The 17,444-nt window shown below is 51.7% G+C and carries 19 protein-coding genes; 13 read left to right on the forward strand and 6 right to left on the reverse strand.

The features are described 5' to 3' along the window. Positions 1–153 precede the first annotated feature (153 nt). Positions 154–1,419: a translesion error-prone DNA polymerase V subunit MucB gene (gene mucB / locus QMN38_RS25550; RefSeq protein ID WP_016359299.1), complete on the reverse strand. Its 1,266-nt coding sequence runs from the start codon at positions 1,417–1,419 to the stop codon at positions 154–156. Then, the gene (mucA, locus tag QMN38_RS25555) at positions 1,407–1,847 is read right to left on the reverse strand and encodes a translesion error-prone DNA polymerase V autoproteolytic subunit MucA (RefSeq protein WP_000861760.1); all 441 of its coding nucleotides are present in this window, start codon (positions 1,845–1,847) and stop codon (positions 1,407–1,409) included. The genes mucB and mucA overlap by 13 nt, the downstream gene beginning before the upstream one ends. 415 nt (positions 1,848–2,262) lie before the next feature. On the opposite strand from mucA, the gene ardB reads away from it, so the two are divergent. The 9 genes from ardB (at position 2,263) to ccgAI (ending at position 8,710) form a co-directional block, all read left to right on the forward strand. Further along, a complete protein-coding gene (gene ardB / locus QMN38_RS25560; protein WP_000447669.1) occupies positions 2,263–2,688 on the forward strand; it encodes an antirestriction protein ArdB in 426 nt (141 codons plus the stop codon). Between the two features lie 57 nt (positions 2,689–2,745). Then, entirely contained in the window at positions 2,746–3,150 is a 405-nt protein-coding gene (ardR, locus tag QMN38_RS25565; RefSeq protein ID WP_000881513.1) for an antirestriction protein ArdAB regulator ArdR, read from the forward strand. A gap of 9 nt (positions 3,151–3,159) precedes the next feature. Continuing rightward, a complete protein-coding gene (locus QMN38_RS25570) occupies positions 3,160–3,399 on the forward strand; it encodes a hypothetical protein (RefSeq protein WP_016359300.1) in 240 nt (79 codons plus the stop codon). An 884-nt stretch (positions 3,400–4,283) separates the two neighbouring features. Then, positions 4,284–4,580 (forward strand): protein CcgD, encoded by a 297-nt coding sequence (gene ccgD, locus QMN38_RS25575; protein WP_000545925.1) that lies wholly within the window; start codon positions 4,284–4,286, stop codon positions 4,578–4,580. Then, entirely contained in the window at positions 4,577–4,936 is a 360-nt protein-coding gene (locus QMN38_RS25580) for a hypothetical protein (RefSeq protein ID WP_001750003.1), read from the forward strand. The genes ccgD and QMN38_RS25580 overlap by 4 nt, the downstream gene beginning before the upstream one ends. Before the next feature lie 68 nt (positions 4,937–5,004). Next, a complete protein-coding gene (gene ccgC, locus QMN38_RS25585) occupies positions 5,005–5,289 on the forward strand; it encodes a protein CcgC (RefSeq protein ID WP_013263793.1) in 285 nt (94 codons plus the stop codon). Positions 5,290–5,497: 208 nt separating this feature from the next. After that, complete coding sequence (locus tag QMN38_RS25590) at positions 5,498–5,830, forward strand: hypothetical protein (RefSeq protein WP_016359303.1); 333 nt, start codon at positions 5,498–5,500, stop codon at positions 5,828–5,830. Positions 5,831–7,189: 1,359 nt separating this feature from the next. Next, the gene (locus QMN38_RS25595) at positions 7,190–7,699 is read left to right on the forward strand and encodes an antirestriction protein ArdA (protein ID WP_012561131.1); all 510 of its coding nucleotides are present in this window, start codon (positions 7,190–7,192) and stop codon (positions 7,697–7,699) included. 831 nt (positions 7,700–8,530) lie between these two features. Continuing rightward, the gene (ccgAI, locus tag QMN38_RS25600) at positions 8,531–8,710 is read left to right on the forward strand and encodes a protein CcgAI (RefSeq protein ID WP_012561134.1); all 180 of its coding nucleotides are present in this window, start codon (positions 8,531–8,533) and stop codon (positions 8,708–8,710) included. Between the two features lie 461 nt (positions 8,711–9,171). Here ccgAI and QMN38_RS25605 read toward each other — a convergent pair whose 3' ends face one another. The 4 genes from QMN38_RS25605 to stbA form a co-directional block, all read right to left on the reverse strand. Beyond that, positions 9,172–9,516, reverse strand: coding sequence for a hypothetical protein (locus QMN38_RS25605; protein WP_012561137.1), 345 nt, complete (start codon positions 9,514–9,516; stop codon positions 9,172–9,174). Between the two features lie 200 nt (positions 9,517–9,716). Continuing rightward, positions 9,717–10,085, reverse strand: coding sequence for a plasmid stabilization protein StbC (gene stbC, locus QMN38_RS25610; protein WP_012561138.1), 369 nt, complete (start codon positions 10,083–10,085; stop codon positions 9,717–9,719). A gap of 1 nt (position 10,086) precedes the next feature. Continuing rightward, positions 10,087–10,803, reverse strand: coding sequence for a StbB family protein (stbB, locus tag QMN38_RS25615; RefSeq protein ID WP_012561139.1), 717 nt, complete (start codon positions 10,801–10,803; stop codon positions 10,087–10,089). Between the two features lie 8 nt (positions 10,804–10,811). After that, on the reverse strand, positions 10,812–11,198 hold the full coding sequence (stbA, locus tag QMN38_RS25620) for a plasmid stabilization protein StbA (protein WP_013279398.1): 387 nt from the start codon (positions 11,196–11,198) through the stop codon (positions 10,812–10,814). Positions 11,199–11,912: 714 nt separating this feature from the next. Between stbA and QMN38_RS25625 the strand changes: the two genes are divergently transcribed. Genes QMN38_RS25625 through QMN38_RS25640 form a run of 4 tightly spaced genes read left to right on the forward strand, consistent with a single transcriptional unit; the run spans position 11,913 to position 17,368 of the window. Beyond that, a complete protein-coding gene (locus QMN38_RS25625) occupies positions 11,913–12,203 on the forward strand; it encodes a hypothetical protein (RefSeq protein ID WP_000706094.1) in 291 nt (96 codons plus the stop codon). Position 12,204: 1 nt separating this feature from the next. Further along, positions 12,205–13,734 (forward strand): type IV secretion system DNA-binding domain-containing protein, encoded by a 1,530-nt coding sequence (locus QMN38_RS25630; protein ID WP_000342688.1) that lies wholly within the window; start codon positions 12,205–12,207, stop codon positions 13,732–13,734. Then, a complete protein-coding gene (gene mobF / locus QMN38_RS25635; protein ID WP_012561142.1) occupies positions 13,734–16,970 on the forward strand; it encodes a MobF family relaxase in 3,237 nt (1,078 codons plus the stop codon). Before QMN38_RS25630 ends, mobF begins: the two co-directional genes overlap by 1 nt. Further along, positions 16,970–17,368, forward strand: coding sequence for a DUF6710 family protein (locus QMN38_RS25640; RefSeq protein ID WP_012561143.1), 399 nt, complete (start codon positions 16,970–16,972; stop codon positions 17,366–17,368). Before mobF ends, QMN38_RS25640 begins: the two co-directional genes overlap by 1 nt. The last annotated feature ends 76 nt before the right edge of the window (positions 17,369–17,444 follow it).

Genomic DNA, 17,444 nt, shown 5'->3' on the forward strand with positions numbered 1-17,444 from the left:
CACTGCTAACCTCACATATATGTATTGTGCAATACACATAATTTAGCTGATCTTTTATACAGAGGAAACGGCTTTTACCGAAAACCGCGAAACCGTGCCGAAACTTGTTTCGGCCGGTTGAGGGGTTAACCGGCCCGTGTACGGCGCCGGTAATTATTTGATGGTGGCTATTGGTATTGAGCGCCAGTCTGTCGTGTAATCAGGTGACAACATCTGACGACGCATGGCAAAGGAGTTATCGATGCCCTGGCCTGCAAAAAAAAGCTGGCTCTTTCCACGCCGGTTTATACCATCAAGAACAGCCATTAAAGCCTCGCTGCCAGCTGAAGGCGTAGCAGAGTCGAATAAATCAAGCTGGGCCTCCTTCCCGCTAAAATCTGCCAGCATGACCCCTGCTTTTGCATACGCAATATCTTCCCGCCAGATCCGCGCCAGCGCGGCTTGTGCTGCCTGAATTATCGTGCGGCTGTCCTGGGTTGCCACCGTCAGTTTTTCGGTTGCCTGATTGGCATACTGTGTATCACGCACTGAATAAGGACTGGTACGGATAAAGACGCTTATGACGCGGCAGTATTGCCTCTCATTACGCAGTTTTTCAGCTGCGCGCGCTGCAAATCCGGTGACAGCCTGCTGCATGTCCGTCAGGGTTTCTACGCGTTGGCCGAATGAGCGCGACACAACAATCTGCTGCTTCGCAGGAGGGTTTTCTTCCAGGCTGAAGCAAGCCTCGCCGCGCAACTCCCGTACCGTTCTTTCAAGCACAACGCCGAATGTTTTACGGATTAGGCGCGTATCTGCCCTGGCTAAATCCAGCACCGTTTTGATCCCCATTGTGGCGAGTGCTTTCTCTGTACGATGGCCGACGCCCCAGACTTCCGCAACCGGCAGGATGCTCATTAATTTCTTCAGTCTGGCGCCATCGTCCAGAGCAACCACCCCGCCAGTAGCGGGCCATGTTTTTGCAGCGTGGTTACACAGCTTCGCCAGCGTCTTAGTACGGGCAATACCGACCCCGCATACCAGCGTTGTGTGTCGCCTGACTTCCTCGCGCAGTTGGCGCCCGAAAGCGTCAAGGCTCATGGCGGCCGTTATCCCTTTGCAGTCAACAAAAAGCTCGTCGATTGAATACTGTTCGACGTGGCTTGCAAGGGACTCAACTACGGCCGCGAACCGGGCCGACATGGAGGCATAGAGAGTGTAATTAGAGCTAAAAATAGCGATGTTATGACGCTCGATTATGGGTCTGACTTTGAAGTACGGATCGCCCATTTTCAGGCCCGCTTTCTTCGCCAGGTAATTACGGGCCACAATGTTGCCGTCATTGTTGGATAAAACGGCCACTGCTCGGTTTGCCAGATCTGGCCTAAATGCCTGCTCACAGCTGGCGTACATGCCATTGACATCAATCAGCGCAAACATACCGGATGCTCGATAAGGGAATGCGTAACCACTCCCCAGATTTCAACGCTCTCATTATCCGGGTCAATGTAGTACACAGGAAAATCTTTGTTCATCGGCATCAGGCAGGGTCTGGGCCTCAGCAGTAGCCGCTTCACGGTAAATTCATTATGGATGCAGGCGACTACGATTGAGCCGTGGCTGGCCGTCAGCGAGCGATCCACAACCAGTACGTCACCATCATGGATGCGGCCATCTTCCATTGACGAGCCAGAAACCCGTAGGAAGTAAGTTGCTGAAGGGTGACGAACACAATACTCATGCAGGTTTAACTCCTGCTTTTCATAGCCCTGGGCCGGGCTGGGGAACCCCGCAGAAATTCTTTGCAGATAAAAAGGGATGCTGTGTACCCGGCTGGCGCCGGAGCTTTCAAAAATATCGACCTTCATAGCGATCTTCCAAATCACTGTTTACTTATACAGTATCGCTGTTATGGTCAGGTTGGCAAGTTTTACAGGTACTCTACTATATGTAGTGCTGCTTCAGCTGCCAACGAACGCTATATATAGTGTTTGTTGGCTTTCTGTTTTCTCAGTGTCCCCTGTAACCGGCCGCGTGGCGGCGGGCTAGCAGGGAGGGGGGGTGGCCTGTCGCTCCGGTCAGTCCCGCAGTTTCCGGCGATTTGCCCCCGGTGTCCGGTGGAGTCCGGCGAGGTCGCCTTCCATGCTCTGACGGGCATAAAATTAGGTAAATATAATCCGTACTTATATTGACTTTAACGCCCCATTGTACGATAATTAAAAAGTGGCAGGTGATGTGCCTGCCGCTTAACCATCGCCGGTATCGGCTTTAAGAGGAAGTATCATGGAAACTATCGAAATCACCGCCCGCTACATTTCTGAAAACGCCCGCATGAACTTCATGCCTGCGGCATTTCGTGGCGCTTTCTTCAGCGCAGATCACTTCATTCAGTCCTTTCTGAATCGTTACGCTAAAGACTACCAGGGAGGGTATTGGGAATACCTTCAGGCCAGCAATGGCGCGTTTTTTATGGAAGCGCCCCAACCTCTTTGGCTCTCGTTACCTAACTATTTTGAAGGTGAATGCAGCGCGCGCGAAGTAGGGATTATTGTTTGTCTGTATGCCTACAGTTACTTTTGCGGCCTGGCATATGAAGAAGGCAAAGCCGAACTGAACGAAACGATGGCTAACCGGTATCACCTGTTGCGGGAGTACGTTAATACGCTGGAGAACGAAAGCCAGAATCGTATTTATCGTGCCATTGATTAACTGATAACCAGGCGGGCAAAGCCCGCCTTATCGTGACTGTCACGCTCAGGGGAAACTATGTTAGCGACACTTCAACACCCTACCGCCTGGCAATTGCCAGATCGGTTAATGCTTTTGGAACTGTTAATGTTCGATTACCGTAATTCCGATCAGGAGCGCTACGGCCAGCAAATCTATCACCACTATCGTAAACAGGGTAATCATCGCTGGGATACTTCTGTTCATCAGGATAGCGGCGGCCAATACGCGATTATTTTCCGGCACTCCTTCAGCAAAAAACAGGCTGATGGCGTTAAGCGAACGATGATCCGCGATGAAACCGTTATACGGGCAGGTACGGCGCAGGAGCTGACAGAAGCGACATTTCCCGACTTCCAGGATAGCGATATTCTGAAGGCGTCGGATTTCTTTAAGTCGCTTATCCAGCGCAAAGCGGCAGACGTAACACAAACCGATATTTGAGGATCAGCGATGCTGAACAAAACCGAAAACAACACCAACATTAGTAGTATCAACCCCTGTTCTACAGAGGGCCTAATTGCCGTGACGGGAAATGATGGAGAGACGCATATCATTCAGCGTGAGTTAATATCCCACTCTGTTAAAGGGCATGAAGCCACAATCATTCACCTTGTAACCGGGAAGTGGATAAGGGTTTCTTTGTCATCTGAAATACTGGCAAAAAAACTAGGCATTACCGCGTCTGAATAACGGGTTTTGTAGCTTGTTATAAGGTTTTATCTGTGTGTGGCAGAGTTCTAAAAAGGGAAACGTGAGAGATTATGAATACGATTAGTATAACGGAAATCGTGTTGAGTGTGCTTCTTGCGGGCGCTTTGGGGCCGGTTTTATTACGTCGAAAAAAAGGTCTGCTGTTACTGTTGTTGATTCTGGTCTGCACGATACTTTTGCTTCATGGTGTCACTACGATTTACTGATGTGGTCGAAAATCTTTAAAAGCGAACCCCCGGACGTCACCCCTCCGGGGCCGTTCTGCTGTGCTGCGCATCGAGCCGCTACGCGTCTCGCCCCGCTCACGCGGGCAGCTGCCACTGACGCCTCCGGCCTGCGGCCTCCGCGCTCCGCTTGGCAACCCCTTCCCCTGCTGCCGCTCATTTCCCCTTCAGCCTCCTATCATGATTCGTCTCCTGCATTATCCGTGGATTGTGCAGCTCAGTGGGGCGCTGGCCGTGACGGTGCGGTGTCCCCCGTAACCGGCCGCGCGGCGGCCGCTAACTCGCAGTACGGCGCCGCGACCCGCAGGCGGGCCGCCGTACCCGCGCGCAGGCGCGCGGCGCCCACTGCGCACCCCCGTGGGGGACGTGCGGCAGCTGCGTGGCGGCGGGCTGGGTTATGGCTTAGCAGGGAGGGGGGTTGGCCTGTTGCTCCGGTCAGTCCCGCAGTTTCCGGCGATTTGCGGCCGGTGTCCGGTGGAGTCCGGCGCGGTCGCCTTCCATGCCCTGACGGGCATAAAAACAGGTAAATAAATTCCGTACCTGTATTGACTTTAAAAGCATAATCAACGATAATTAAATCATCGGGAGGCGACACCGCCACCCGAAAAATTGCCGGTATCGGCGCTTACAGGAGTCGTCATGCACTTTACTAACTTCCTTCAGCGTTACTTCGATATAGAGATTGAACATACCTTTGACCCTACCATTCAGGGCAGCAACGAAACGGGTAAAGACGTCACTAAAATCTGGATCTATGAGAAGGGCGAGGATAGCGAACCGCTGCTTACTCTGACAGAAGCATGGTGGTATACCGAGACAAAAACGGCTGGTAACTGGCTTATCGGCAACGTGTATTCAACGCTTGAGCATGGGCGTGAAATTCATGAAAGTGAATTTCGTAAACTGGTAACAGCTGGCAAGGTGATATCAGCATGAGTAAGGGGAATAAAATGCTTATTAATCGGATAGCGGTTATCGGGCTTGCAGTTGTCGCAGCCGCTACGCAGGCAGGTGTGCCGCCGGTTAAGTTTTTTTACCGGGATACAGTCCCGGTAAGCATTACGCTGGACGAACCCGCAACGGGTTGCAGCATGGCCGGTGTGATTGTTCATCCAGTGGATCGGCCAGCGGCAAAAGTGGCATGGTTTAGCGAGCGGATTTGCGGTAAAAAACGTTACCCGGTTAGCTTTATCAGTGATGAAATTAGCGCCCCGCATAACGTGATCCATAAAGGGGAAAAGTTTCACGTTACCCCGGCTCAGGTCAATCTCCTGGACGCGCAAAACCTCTAATTAAATCATCGGGTGGCAATACCGCCGCCCGAACAATCGCCGGTATCGGCAACCATCAAGGAGTTCACATGTATCACTATCTCGTTTTTGTCCCTCTCGCATTAATTATTAGCGCCGCTGCGCTTGCCCTGCCCTGGTTTATCGTTCGTGCGGGATACAGGGATCTGGTGCAGATCACCTGCGCCTGCGTCTCTGTTCTGGGCCTGTGTGCGGCGACAGGGGTTTTCAGCTACTTCGATAATAAGCCGCTTGCGTTTCTGTACGGTTGCGGCGCGCTGGCGTGCTTTTTGTACGCGGTAGACTGCGCGATACCGTTGTATATGACGCGTAAAAAGCCACGTAAGCAGCTGTAAGAAAAAAGGCGGGAATCCCCGCCTTTTTTTATTGAGGCTGTCAGAAAGCGATTCAGGCACTCTATGAACGCTTTGCAAGATATAAAATTATGCATGCATATTCCGTACTTATATTGACTTTGAGGGCATAATCACCGATAATTAAATCATCGGGAGGCAACACCGTCGCCCGCAAAATTGCCGGTATCGGCGCGCAAAGGAGTACATCATGGATTACCAGACCCGCTTAAATTCTGATATAACCAAAGAGATTGATTATCTGGCATCACTGCGTAAACAACGCATGGTGGCGGATCTGCGCACAGAGCTGGTTTACGGCTCCCTGGAGCGTCTGGCAGATATGATCTGCAACACCGTCACTGACTGGTCGCACCCCTGCCCTGTTCTGCCGCTTTCTTCCGTACAGCAATGGCACAAAGCCCGCGAAATCGTCCTGGCAGATTATGAGGACTTCGGCCACGATGCCTGGGACTTTGCCCGCCACTATATGAAAACAGAGCTTAGCTTCGGTTATGCCTGCTACAAAGACGATATTGCCTGATGATTAACAACATGGGGGGCTAACGCCTCCCTGATAAACTGACCCTTTTAATGGCCTTACCGCCGATTTCAGATGGAACGAGAGATAAACAGCGGCAGACTCCGGGCGTTACCCCTTCGGGGCCGCTCTGCTGTGCTGCGCATCGAGCCGGTTCCCGTCTCGCCCCGCTTACGCGGGCAGCGGCCGCTAACGCCTCCGGCCTCCGGCCTTCGGCCTCCGCGCTCCGCTTGGCCTCCGGGCTTTGCCCTCCGCGCTGGCGCTTGGCGGCTGGCGTCAGCCGCCAGCCAGGTTCGCCGGTATCTCAGCTGCCCGGTCATAAAGCCGTTCCGTTGGCGTGGGTCGTTCCGCCTATGACCGCAGTGAAACCGGGCGCGGCAGGTTGTCAACAGACGCTTCGCTCAAGCTGTTGACAACCTGCCTTATTCGCCCGGTTACAGTGCGGCCGTCGGAAACGACACCCCGCCAACTTCTCTACAGGTGCTATATGACCTCTACCATCCTCGAAAACCTACCGCAAATCATCACCTCGCTGGCCGCTCTGATTACGGCCGTAACCGGCCTAATCAAAGTGCTACGCGACAAAGACAAGTAACAGCCATCGGGGCGGCTGTGCCGCCCCTTTGCTGCTGCTTGCCGGTGATCTCTCCAGTTTATGTTCTGACATTGTGCTAAATCCTGATGCCACACAGGGCGTTACCCCTTCGGGGCCGCTCTGCTGTGCTGCGCATCGAGCCGGTTCCCGTCTCGCCCCGCTTACGCGGGCAGCGGCCGCTAACGCCTCCGGCCTTCGGCCTCCGCGCTCCGCTTGGCAGGCCACACCCTGCGCCGGACTCGCCCGGCCGCAAGCGGCCGCCCCGCCCCTTCGGGGTGCCAACGCCCTTCAGGCGTCGGCATCCTTTGCCAGTGCGCTATTGTGTTATCCGTGGATTGTGCAGCTCAGCGGGGCGCTGGCCGTGACGGTGCGGTGTCCCCCGTAACCGGCCGCGCGGCGGCCGCTAACTCGCAGTACGGCGCCGCGACCCGCAGGCGGGCCGCCGTACCCGCGCGCAGGCGCGCGGCGCCCACTGCGCACCCCCGTGGGGGACGTGCGGCAGCTGCGTGGCGGCGGGCTGGGTTATGGCTTAGCAGGGAGGGGGGTTGGCCTGTTGCTCCGGTCAGTCCCGCAGTTTCCGGCGATTTGCGGCCGGTGTCCGGTGGAGTCCGGCGCGGTCGCCTTCCATGCCCTGACGGGCATAAAAACAGGTAAATAAATTCCGTATCTGTATTGACTTTAAAAGCATAATCAACGATAATTAAATCATCGGGAGGCAATACCGCCGCCCGAAAAATTGCCGGTATCGGCGCTTTAAGGAGTACACCATGACTGATATTACGACCCCTTCTGTTTATGTTGGCACTTACCATAAATACAACTGCGGAAGCATTGCGGGAGCCTGGCTCGATCTGACCGATTTTGATAGCTCAGAGGAGTTTTACGAGCGCTGCCGCGAGTTACACGCAAATGAGGCTGATCCAGAATTTATGTTCCAAGATTGGGAGGGTATTCCGTCTGGTATGGCGTCAGAGTGCCATATCAACTGGGATTTTATTAACGGCTTTAAACAAGCCCGCGAGGAAGGTAACGAAGCGGCGTTTGTGGCCTTTGTTGATCTGTTTAATAGCACTGATTTCGACCTGTTTAGAGATGCCTATATGGGCGAAGCTAAGGACGAAGAAACTTTTGCAGAGGAATACCTGAATGATAGCGGTCTACTGAATGATATTCCGGAATCCGTAGCCCGATATTTTGACATCGTAGCCTATGCGCGGGATCTGTTTATTGGGGATTTCAGTTTACATGATGGACACGTATTTAACATGACTTGCTGAAACCTAGTCCCCCGCAACGCGGGGGATATTAAACACCGCTCTAATTAATCGCCGGTATCGGCAAACAGCCATCGGGGCGGCTGTGCCGCCCCTTTGCTGCTGCTTGCCGGTGATCTCTCCAGCTCATGTTCTGCCATTGCACTAAATCCTGATGCCACACCGGGCGTTACCCCTTCGGGGTCGCTCTGCTGTGCTGCGCATCGAGCCGGTTCCCGTCTCGCCCCGCTTACGCGGGCAGCGGCCGCTAACGCCTCCGGCCTTCGGCCTCCGCGCTCCGCTTGGCAGGCCACACCCTGCGCCGGACTCGCCCGGCCGCAAGCGGCCGCCCCGCCCCTTCGGGGTGCCCACGCCCTTCAGGCGTCGGCATCCTTTGCCAGTGCGCTATTGTGTTATCCGTGGATTGTGCAGCTCAGCGGGGCACTGGCCGTGACTGTGCGGTGTCCCCCGTAACCGGCCGCGCGGCGGCCGCTAACTCGCAGTACGGCGCCGCGACCCGCAGGCGGGCCGCCGTACCCGCGCGCAGGCGCGCGGCGCCCACTGCGCACCCCCGTGGGGGACGTGCGGCAGCTGCGTGGCGGCGGGCTGGGTTATGGCTTAGCAGGGAGGGGGGTTGGCCTGTTGCTCCGGTCAGTCCCGCAGTTTCCGGCGATTTGCGGCCGGTGTCCGGTGGAGTCCGGCGCGGTCGCCTTCCATGCCCTGACGGGCATAAAAACAGGTAAATAAATTCCGTACCTGTATTGACTTTAAAAGCATAATCACCGATAATTAAATCATCGGGAGGCAACACCGCCACCCGAAAAATTGCCGATATCGGCTCACTAAGGAGCAAGCATGACTACAGTTACCACCCCTTCCCAACTGAAAAAAGAAGTCGAATCTCAGAAAGAATTATTGCTGCGCGCCTGCCTCGAAGCGTTCAACCAGCTGCCTAATCAGCGCCTGCAAGGCGCTTTCCAATCGACGTATGCACTGGCGGCAAAATTAAGCCAGCTGCTGCAACAAACTAAATAGCACTGACTGCCCGGCCAAGCCGGGCCTTTAGGCGATTTCTGAGCCGCCTAAAGAAACAAGCCCGGATTGACCGGGCTTGTTTCTTTCCGCTGCGCGGCCGTTCACGTATAGGAAATTGAAAGCCTTTCTTGTCTGCGTTGAATCCCTGAAAGAGAAGAACATGATCCGCAATCCCCGCCCTGAAGGGCGGGGAGCAGTCAAGGTTTCTGGCTTAGGTCTTCCCTGCCTTGCTTTCCGGTCAGTGCCGGTTGCAGAACTTTACCAGGTTTAAGCAGTCAGGCGTATAGCTGGCGCATTCAGTCTACAAAGCAGAACAGCACGCGAACGTCACCCTGCATATTCAGCTTTTTCAGCGCACCCAGGTGCAAAAAGTACCGTTCACCCAGGAATAGCCGTAGGTATCCGGTTCCAGGAATTGCCGGTGGTTTTTGTTTCTGTGTAAATGTGTATTGCACAATACACTACAAATTTAGTTCATTGGCTTCGACGGCAAGCCAGCAGTTAAAGGTTTCGCCTTTCCGTTCACCCTCGCACCCCCCCTCCGCTTTCAGCTTTCCGCAAGCCTGGCATTTTCCCAGCTGTGCCTTCTGCTCCTGCCACTGCTGCCAGTTGCGGATAAGCAGCAGCTGGAAAAATTCGTTCGTTGAATAAGGCGTTCGTCCAGGACGGCGAACCCGGCACAGCTCCTGCAACATTGCTTCTTCCTGTTTTGTTAGCGTGACTGTCACGCTTGTGCCTTCTTCCTTGAGCCGCGCGCGGCGGCGGGCCTGGCGTATACGGGCCAGTTCTCGCTGTCGGTCATTCATTATTTTTCTCCCCGTGATGGTCACGCGCGACTGTCACGATGAATTAAAACGGGCATTGCCCCTGCGGGGCCGTTCTGCCGTGCTGCGCTTCGAGCCGGTTCCCGTCTCGCCCCGCTTACGCGGGCGGCGGCCACTAATGCCTCCGGCCTTCGGCCTCCGCGCTCCGCTTGACAAAAAAACCGGGACACGCCCGGTTTGCTTTATCTCAGTAAAAGTATCGCTATCGCGGCGCCTACTGCGGCGCCCACGATGGTGCAGCCAGCTGTAATAAAAAGGATCTGACGGGTAAACGTCTCAGCACTGGACGCCTGCGCGCGGCGGAATTTAGTTAGAAATTCCTCGCGCGCCTTAGCATCATCACTAATTGCCAGGCTAATTGAACGCTGGTTTTCTACTAAAGCCCGTTTAAAAGAGTCTGCCGTCTCTCCTAAACTTTCGGTGTCTTTTGCCAGCTTTTCCGAAAGCTCAGAAAGTTTCTGCGTCATTTCTTTCTGAGTTGCGGTGATTTCCTTCGCGTCACCTAAAAACCAGTCCATCAGAACTTCTAATTTATCCGGCTGCTTTTCCATTTTATTCTCCCATTAAAGCCGCATATGCTTTATCGAGATTAGCTTTTACCGGAATCGCCTGTTTCATGTATGTATAACGGCGTGCCAGTTTTTTGCGCTCGTCAGCATCGGTTGTTTGTTTTGCACGGGATTTGAATTCTTCTGGATCTTCAGCGGTCAATACTTCGAATGAGATACGGTGAAACGCCAGATATTCGAAAACCTCACTGTTATAAATAACAGCCTTCTTGCTTATTTTGCCAATCTTCGTTTCTTTGACAAACTCAAACACCGGCGCCAGCACATCTTCTACTTCACTGTCTGGACTAATACGGTTTGGAACAAAGATAATTTTCTTGCTGCTCACGCCCGCTTTACTTAACGTGTGTGCCGTTTTCAGGCTTTCATCAATCGCCTTATTATCCGGCGTCACCGGGATTACATATTTATCAAATTCGTTCGCGCCACTGTCAAAGCGAGACATAGCCATCAGGAACGCTTCAACGTTTGACGCGCCAATATCAATAATGCCTGCATCTTCAAAAACAATATCCTCAATCAAACGTGAGAAGTCGTCACCTTTAAAACTGGTCACATTTTCAATACCCAGATCGGAAGCAGACTGGTTGATAGTCTCTACCGCATAGAACTTTGCACCAGTCAGGCGCGGGGCTAACAGGTAAGATGAAATTAATGTTTTACCAACACTGCCACTGTAATTAATTACCGCTACTTTCATAAATCACCTCAGAATTTTTTGTTGAACTTCTTAGGGTTGAAATCCTCACCGATTTTATTGAAGAACTCTTTATCAATAATGCCGGGACTCTCTGCTTTTTCACTTTCCTGCGCTTCAGGCTCAGACGGTTGTGTATTGTGCAATACACTTTCCGCTGCACCCTTCGCGCTACTCTTATCATGTGTATTGTGCAATACATTTTTTCGGTTTTGCCGCGTTCTATACAGTGCCATCTCAAGCCCTTTGGCTGTTACCGAAAAGCTGTATTCGCTGTCGAGGATTTCAGCAATTTCATGCCGCGTTAGCCCTCTGTCCAGCCAGTTCTCGATTTCATTTAGGCGCAATCTGACAGCAGCCGATAAGTTGCGGGGTTTCAGATCTGCTGGTTTATTCATAACCCCCTCCGTTGTATGAAGATGACTCTACAACACTCGTAAGAAGGGGTCAATCCAGTTTTGTAGTTTATTTGTAGTTTTCTTGTAGTCTATTAGTAGTCTGCCACGGTTTTAGTAGTCTATTTGTAGTTTCTTTGTAGTTTCTTTGTAGTTTCTTTGTAGTTTCCTTGTAGTCTATTAGTAGTCTGACAACGCTAAGGTAAATCGTTTTTTGTAGTTTATCTGTAGTTTCTCTGTAGTTTATCTGTAGTTTTTGGTTGCTCAGATGGTCATGCAAGCATGACCATCAAAGAATAGGACGCTTTTTAGCCAAATGACCCTTAACCTACGGAGGTCGCTCCTACCAAAAAAGATGATTTTTTTTCCTTAACCTGCTATACACCTAACGCAGCGCGATAAATCACGCTATCGTACTGATTTAAAAGATAAAAAAATAAATAGCGTCAATATTCGGTAATAATTAGGTATTAAAAACACCCAATAACCCATTGTTTTATAATGAGTTTGCTTTATTACTTTGGTAATACTAAGATTTCAGCTTGTTAGATCCCAATTTTTTGTTTAAGAAATGCACAATGTGAGGACTGAATGCCAATAATAACCGCAAAAGTATCAGATGAACTTTTGGCCTATATAGACCTGGTTTCAGGAGGTAATCGGTCAGATTATCTGCGGCGCTGCATTGAAGCTGGCCCAGGTGATCGGGAGTCCGGGTTGAAAATAGTTGCCGACCGGCTGAGCGACGTAAATCGCAAACTGGATTATCTTTTTGACCGTGCTTCAGATGCGGATTTTGGCCCACTGCGCGATGAGCTGAAGGCAATAACCGAAACGCTATCTGGCGTAAAATTCCCACCGGCAGGACAGATGATGTTGCATGAATCACTCGCTATTGAAACGCTAATCCTCCTGCGCTCGATAGCAGAACCGGGCAAAACCAAAGCGGCAAAAGCAGAGGTTGAACGTAACGGCTACAAAGTCTGGGAACCAAAAAAGGAGCGCTGAAATGGACGATAGAGAAAGAGGCTTAGCATTTTTATTTGCAATTACTTTGCCTCCAGTGATGGTATGGTTTCTAGTTGCAAAATTTACCTACGGTATTGATCCATCCACGGCTAAATACCTGATTCCGTATCTGGTTAAGAATACTTTTTCGCTATGGCCTTTATGGTCAGCTTTAATTGCTGGCTGGTTTATTGGTGTTGGCGGTCTGATCGCTTTTATCATTTATGATAAATCACGCGTGTTTAAAGGCGAAAGATTCAAAAAGATTTATCGTGGTACAGAGCTTGTTCGCGCCAGAACACTCGCTGATAAAACACGCGAAAGAGGTGTCAACCAGTTAACCGTGGCTAATATCCCCATACCTACATACGCTGAGAACTTGCATTTTTCGATTGCCGGTACAACCGGTACTGGTAAAACCACAATTTTCAATGAACTGTTATTTAAGAGCATCATTAGAGGCGGCAAAAATATTGCTTTAGATCCAAATGGGGGGTTCTTAAAGAATTTCTATCGTCCCGGCGATGTTATTTTAAACGCCTATGATAAACGCACTGAAGGCTGGGTGTTTTTCAATGAAATTCGCCGTTCATATGATTACGAGCGTTTAGTGAACTCTATTGTTCAGGAAAGCCCTGATATGGCTACTGAAGAATGGTTCGGCTATGGCCGTCTTATTTTTAGTGAAGTTTCGAAAAAACTTCACAGCCTATACAGCACAGTAACTATGGAAGAAGTTATTCACTGGGCCTGTAACGTTGACCAGAAAAAATTAAAAGAATTTTTAATGGGGACGCCTGCCGAAGCTATTTTTTCCGGGTCTGAAAAAGCAGTTGGAAGCGCGCGATTTGTTCTCAGTAAGAATCTTGCCCCACATTTGAAAATGCCGGAAGGTAATTTTTCCCTGCGTGACTGGCTTGATGATGGAAAGCCGGGAACCCTGTTTATCACCTGGCAGGAAGAAATGAAAAGGTCACTTAATCCGCTAATTTCCTGCTGGCTGGATTCGATTTTTTCTATCGTGCTGGGTATGGGTGAAAAAGAAAGCCGCATTAATGTATTTATTGACGAGCTGGAATCACTCCAGTTTCTGCCAAACCTCAACGATGCACTGACCAAAGGGCGTAAAAGCGGTCTGTGTGTTTATGCTGGCTATCAAACCTATTCTCAGCTGGTTAAGGTTTATGGTCGGGATATGGCTCAGACAATTCTGGCTAACATGCGTTCTAACATCGTGCTGGGCGGCAGCCGTCTCGGTGATGAAACGTTGGATCAAATGTCGCGCTCACTCGGTGAGATAGAAGGCGAAGTTGAGCGTAAAGAATCCGATCCTCAGAAGCCCTGGATTGTCCGTAAACGCCGCGACGTTAAAGTTGTTCGTGCCGTAACGCCTACCGAAATATCAATGTTGCCAAACCTCACCGGCTATCTGGCGTTGCCTGGTGATATGCCCGTCGCTAAGTTCAAGGCTAAACACGTTAAATACCATCGCAAAAACCCTGTTCCTGGCATTGAACTGAGGGAGATCTGATGCTTGATATAACCACGATTACCCGCCAGAACGTCACTAGCGTTGTGGGCTACTACTCTGATGCAAAGGATGATTACTACAGTAAGGATTCATCATTCACGTCCTGGCAGGGAACCGGAGCTGAAGCCCTCGGCTTATCCGGGGACGTTGAATCAGCCCGGTTTAAAGAGCTGCTTGTCGGAGAGATAGATACCTTCACGCATATGCAGCGACACGTGGGTGATGCCAAAAAAGAGCGTCTGGGCTACGACCTGACGTTTTCAGCGCCTAAAGGGGTATCCATGCAGGCGCTGATACACGGCGATAAAACCATTATCGAGGCTCATGAAAAAGCTGTTGCCGCTGCTGTGCGTGAAGCTGAAAAACTCGCGCAGGCCCGGACGACTCGCCAGGGGAAATCAGTAACCCAGAATACCAATAACCTTGTCGTCGCTACTTTCCGCCACGAAACTTCCAGGGCGCTAGATCCTGATTTGCACACACACGCTTTTGTCATGAACATGACCCAGCGCGAGGACGGCCAGTGGCGCGCGCTCAAAAATGATGAGCTGATGCGTAACAAAATGCACCTGGGCGATGTTTACAAACAGGAGCTGGCGTTGGAGTTGACCAAAGCCGGTTATGAGCTGCGTTACAACAGCAAAAATAACACGTTCGATATGGCCCATTTTTCAGATGAACAGATTCGCGCTTTTTCCCGCCGGTCGGAGCAAATTGAAAAGGGACTCGCTGCAATGGGTCTGACGCGGGAAACCGCCGATGCTCAGACGAAAAGCCGCGTCTCGATGGCTACGCGTGAAAAGAAAACAGAGCATTCCCGTGAAGAAATTCACCAGGAATGGGCCAGCCGCGCCAAAACGCTCGGCATTGATTTTGATAACCGTGAATGGCAGGGACACGGTAAACCTCTGGAGGCTGATATAGCGCGCAACATGGCCCCGGATTTTACCAGCCCGGAGGTTAAAGCTGACCGGGCTATCCAGTTTGCAGTTAAGTCGCTGTCAGAGCGCGATGCCAGCTTTGAACGCCAGAAGCTGATTCAAATCGCTAATAAGCAGGTGCTGGGCCATGCCACAATAGCCGATGTTGAAAAAGCGTACCTGAAGGCGGTACAGAAGGGCGCCATCATCGAGGGCGAAGCCCGGTATCAATCAACTCTGAAGGTCGGTGCTTCAGTTATGGCCGAAACTCTGACGCGCAAAGAGTGGATCGACTCGCTGACGAATAGCGGGATGCGTGCGGATAAAGCCCGTTTTGCGGTAGATGATGGTATTAAAAACGGCAGGCTTAAAAAGACCAGCCACCGCGTCACTACCGTGGAGGGTATTCGCCTTGAGCGTTCCATTCTGACTATCGAATCACGCGGCCGGGGGCAGATGCCGCGACAGCTGACCGCAGAGATTGCAGGCCAGCTGCTTGCCGGGAAAACCCTCAAGAAGGAGCAGATGCGCGCGGTTACAGAAATTGTGACGAGCAAAGATCGGTTTGTGGCCGCACATGGTTACGCCGGTACCGGTAAAAGCTATATGACGATGGCCGCTAAAGAGCTGCTGGAGTCACAAGGGCTGAAGGTCACGGCGCTGGCCCCCTATGGGACACAGAAAAAAGCGCTTGAAGATGATGGATTACCGGCCCGCACCGTTGCCGCTTTCCTCAAAGCGAAGGATAAAAAGCTGGATGAAAAATCAGTCGTATTCATTGATGAAGCCGGGGTTATACCCGCCCGACAGATGAAACAGCTGATGGAGGTGATCGAGAAGCATAACGCTCGCGCGGTATTCCTGGGGGATACGTCACAGACGAAAGCGGTAGAAGCCGGTAAGCCTTTTGAGCAGCTGATTAAAGCAGATATGCAGACCAGCTACATGAAAGACATTCAGCGACAGAAGAATGAAGTTTTGCTTGAGGCGGTTAAGTATGCCGCTGAAGGTAATGCCGCGCGCGCCCTGAAAAATATCACCGGCGTGAACGAACTGAAGGAAGAAGCGCCCCGACTCGCTCAACTTGCCGATCGCTACCTGTCTCTGTCCTCAGAACAACAGGATGCCACCCTGATAATCTCTGGTACGAACGCCTCACGCAAAACCCTCAATGACTACATCCGGGGCAATCTGGGGCTTGCCGGAACCGGCGAAACGTTCACGCTACTTGACCGCGTGGATTCGACACAGGCGGAACGCCGCGACAGCCGTTATTTCAGTAAAGGGCAAATCATTATCCCCGAACAGGATTACAAAAATGGTATGAAGCGGGGCGAGTCTTACCAGGTTCTTGATACCGGGCCGGGCAACAAATTGACGGTTGAAAGCAGCAGCGGTGAGCAGATCGCTTTCAGCCCGCGTACACACACCAAGCTGTCTGTATACCAGGCAGTCAGCGCCGAACTGGCGCCGGGCGATAAGGTTATGGTAACGCGTAACGATAAAACGCTGGACGTTGCCAACGGCGACCGCTTCACGGTGAAAACCGTGGAGGGTGAAAAACTGACGCTTGAGGACAAAAAAGGGCGCACGGTTGAGCTGGACAAAAAACAGGCTTCTTATCTTTCCTATGCTTATGCAACCACCGTCCACAAATCCCAAGGGCTTACCTGTGATCGCGTGTTGTTCAACATAGATACCAAATCGCTTACCACTTCTAAGGACGTTTTTTATGTTGGTATTTCGCGTGCGCGTCATGAGGTGGAAATTTTTACCGACGATAAAAAATCTTTGGCATCGAGCGTGAGCCGCGACAGCCCGAAAACCACGGCCGCAGAAATTGACCGTTTCTTTGGGCTTGAGGCCAGGTTTAAGGATATTGGCCGCGATACCAGTTTAGAAACCCGATCAGCTGAAAAAGGTCTGCCAGAAGCCACGGGGGAAAGCATGGCGTTTAACCAGAAACCCGATGAACATAACATGACAACCGGCACTGATTATCAGCCGGTGAGCAACGCAGAGGACGCCTTTCATCTTAAGCAGAACCCTATGGATGATTCCGTTGGCCTGCGGCGTCATGAAGCACAGCAAAATGATGCAGAGCTGGCCCATGATTATGCTGCTGCCGACGATCAGCAGTGGAGCGCGCAGGAGTATGCCGATTACGAGCATTATGCCGAAGCATCAGACTACGACTTTGACAGCAGCATTTACGACGATTACGCCATGCCGCAGACGTCTCAGGCGGAACAGAGCCATACCGGAAAAGAACACACCCATGAGCATGAGCATGAAGAAGGGGGCCATGAAATCTGATGGAGCAGACCGACAAGCGCAAGCAGGATAAACTGAAGTTCGACCGGGTAATTAATCTGGCGCGCAGACTGCCGCAACCGGCGATCCATGACTTACTACGCGCGCTGATACTGCCAATTCAGGCCGATTACTTGCTGGCCGTTGGCACGGAGGGCCAGGACGCGCGCCCGGACATGAACGAGCGCGAGTTCTTCTTCACAAAAATCATCTGGGCGATGGATTACACGCACATGAAATCACTCAGGCTTGCAGCTGAAGATTTTCCCCTGGCGCTTGCGACGGCCAAGATCCTGCCGTGGCCGTGGGGTGAATCAAGCTACCGGAGTGCTTTAGCCGATATAGGCAGCGCTAAGGGCAATCCGTGGGTACAGGATATTAACCACCGCGTTACTTTGTGAGTTCTTGAAATTCTATTCTTGATTGCATATCATCTCAACGAGTTTCGATAAGAAAGGATGCGCATGCGACCGTCTG

The organism is Citrobacter sp. R-1.5.2 (assembly GCF_035064245.1).
Taxonomy (GTDB): Bacteria; Pseudomonadota; Gammaproteobacteria; order Enterobacterales; family Enterobacteriaceae; genus Citrobacter.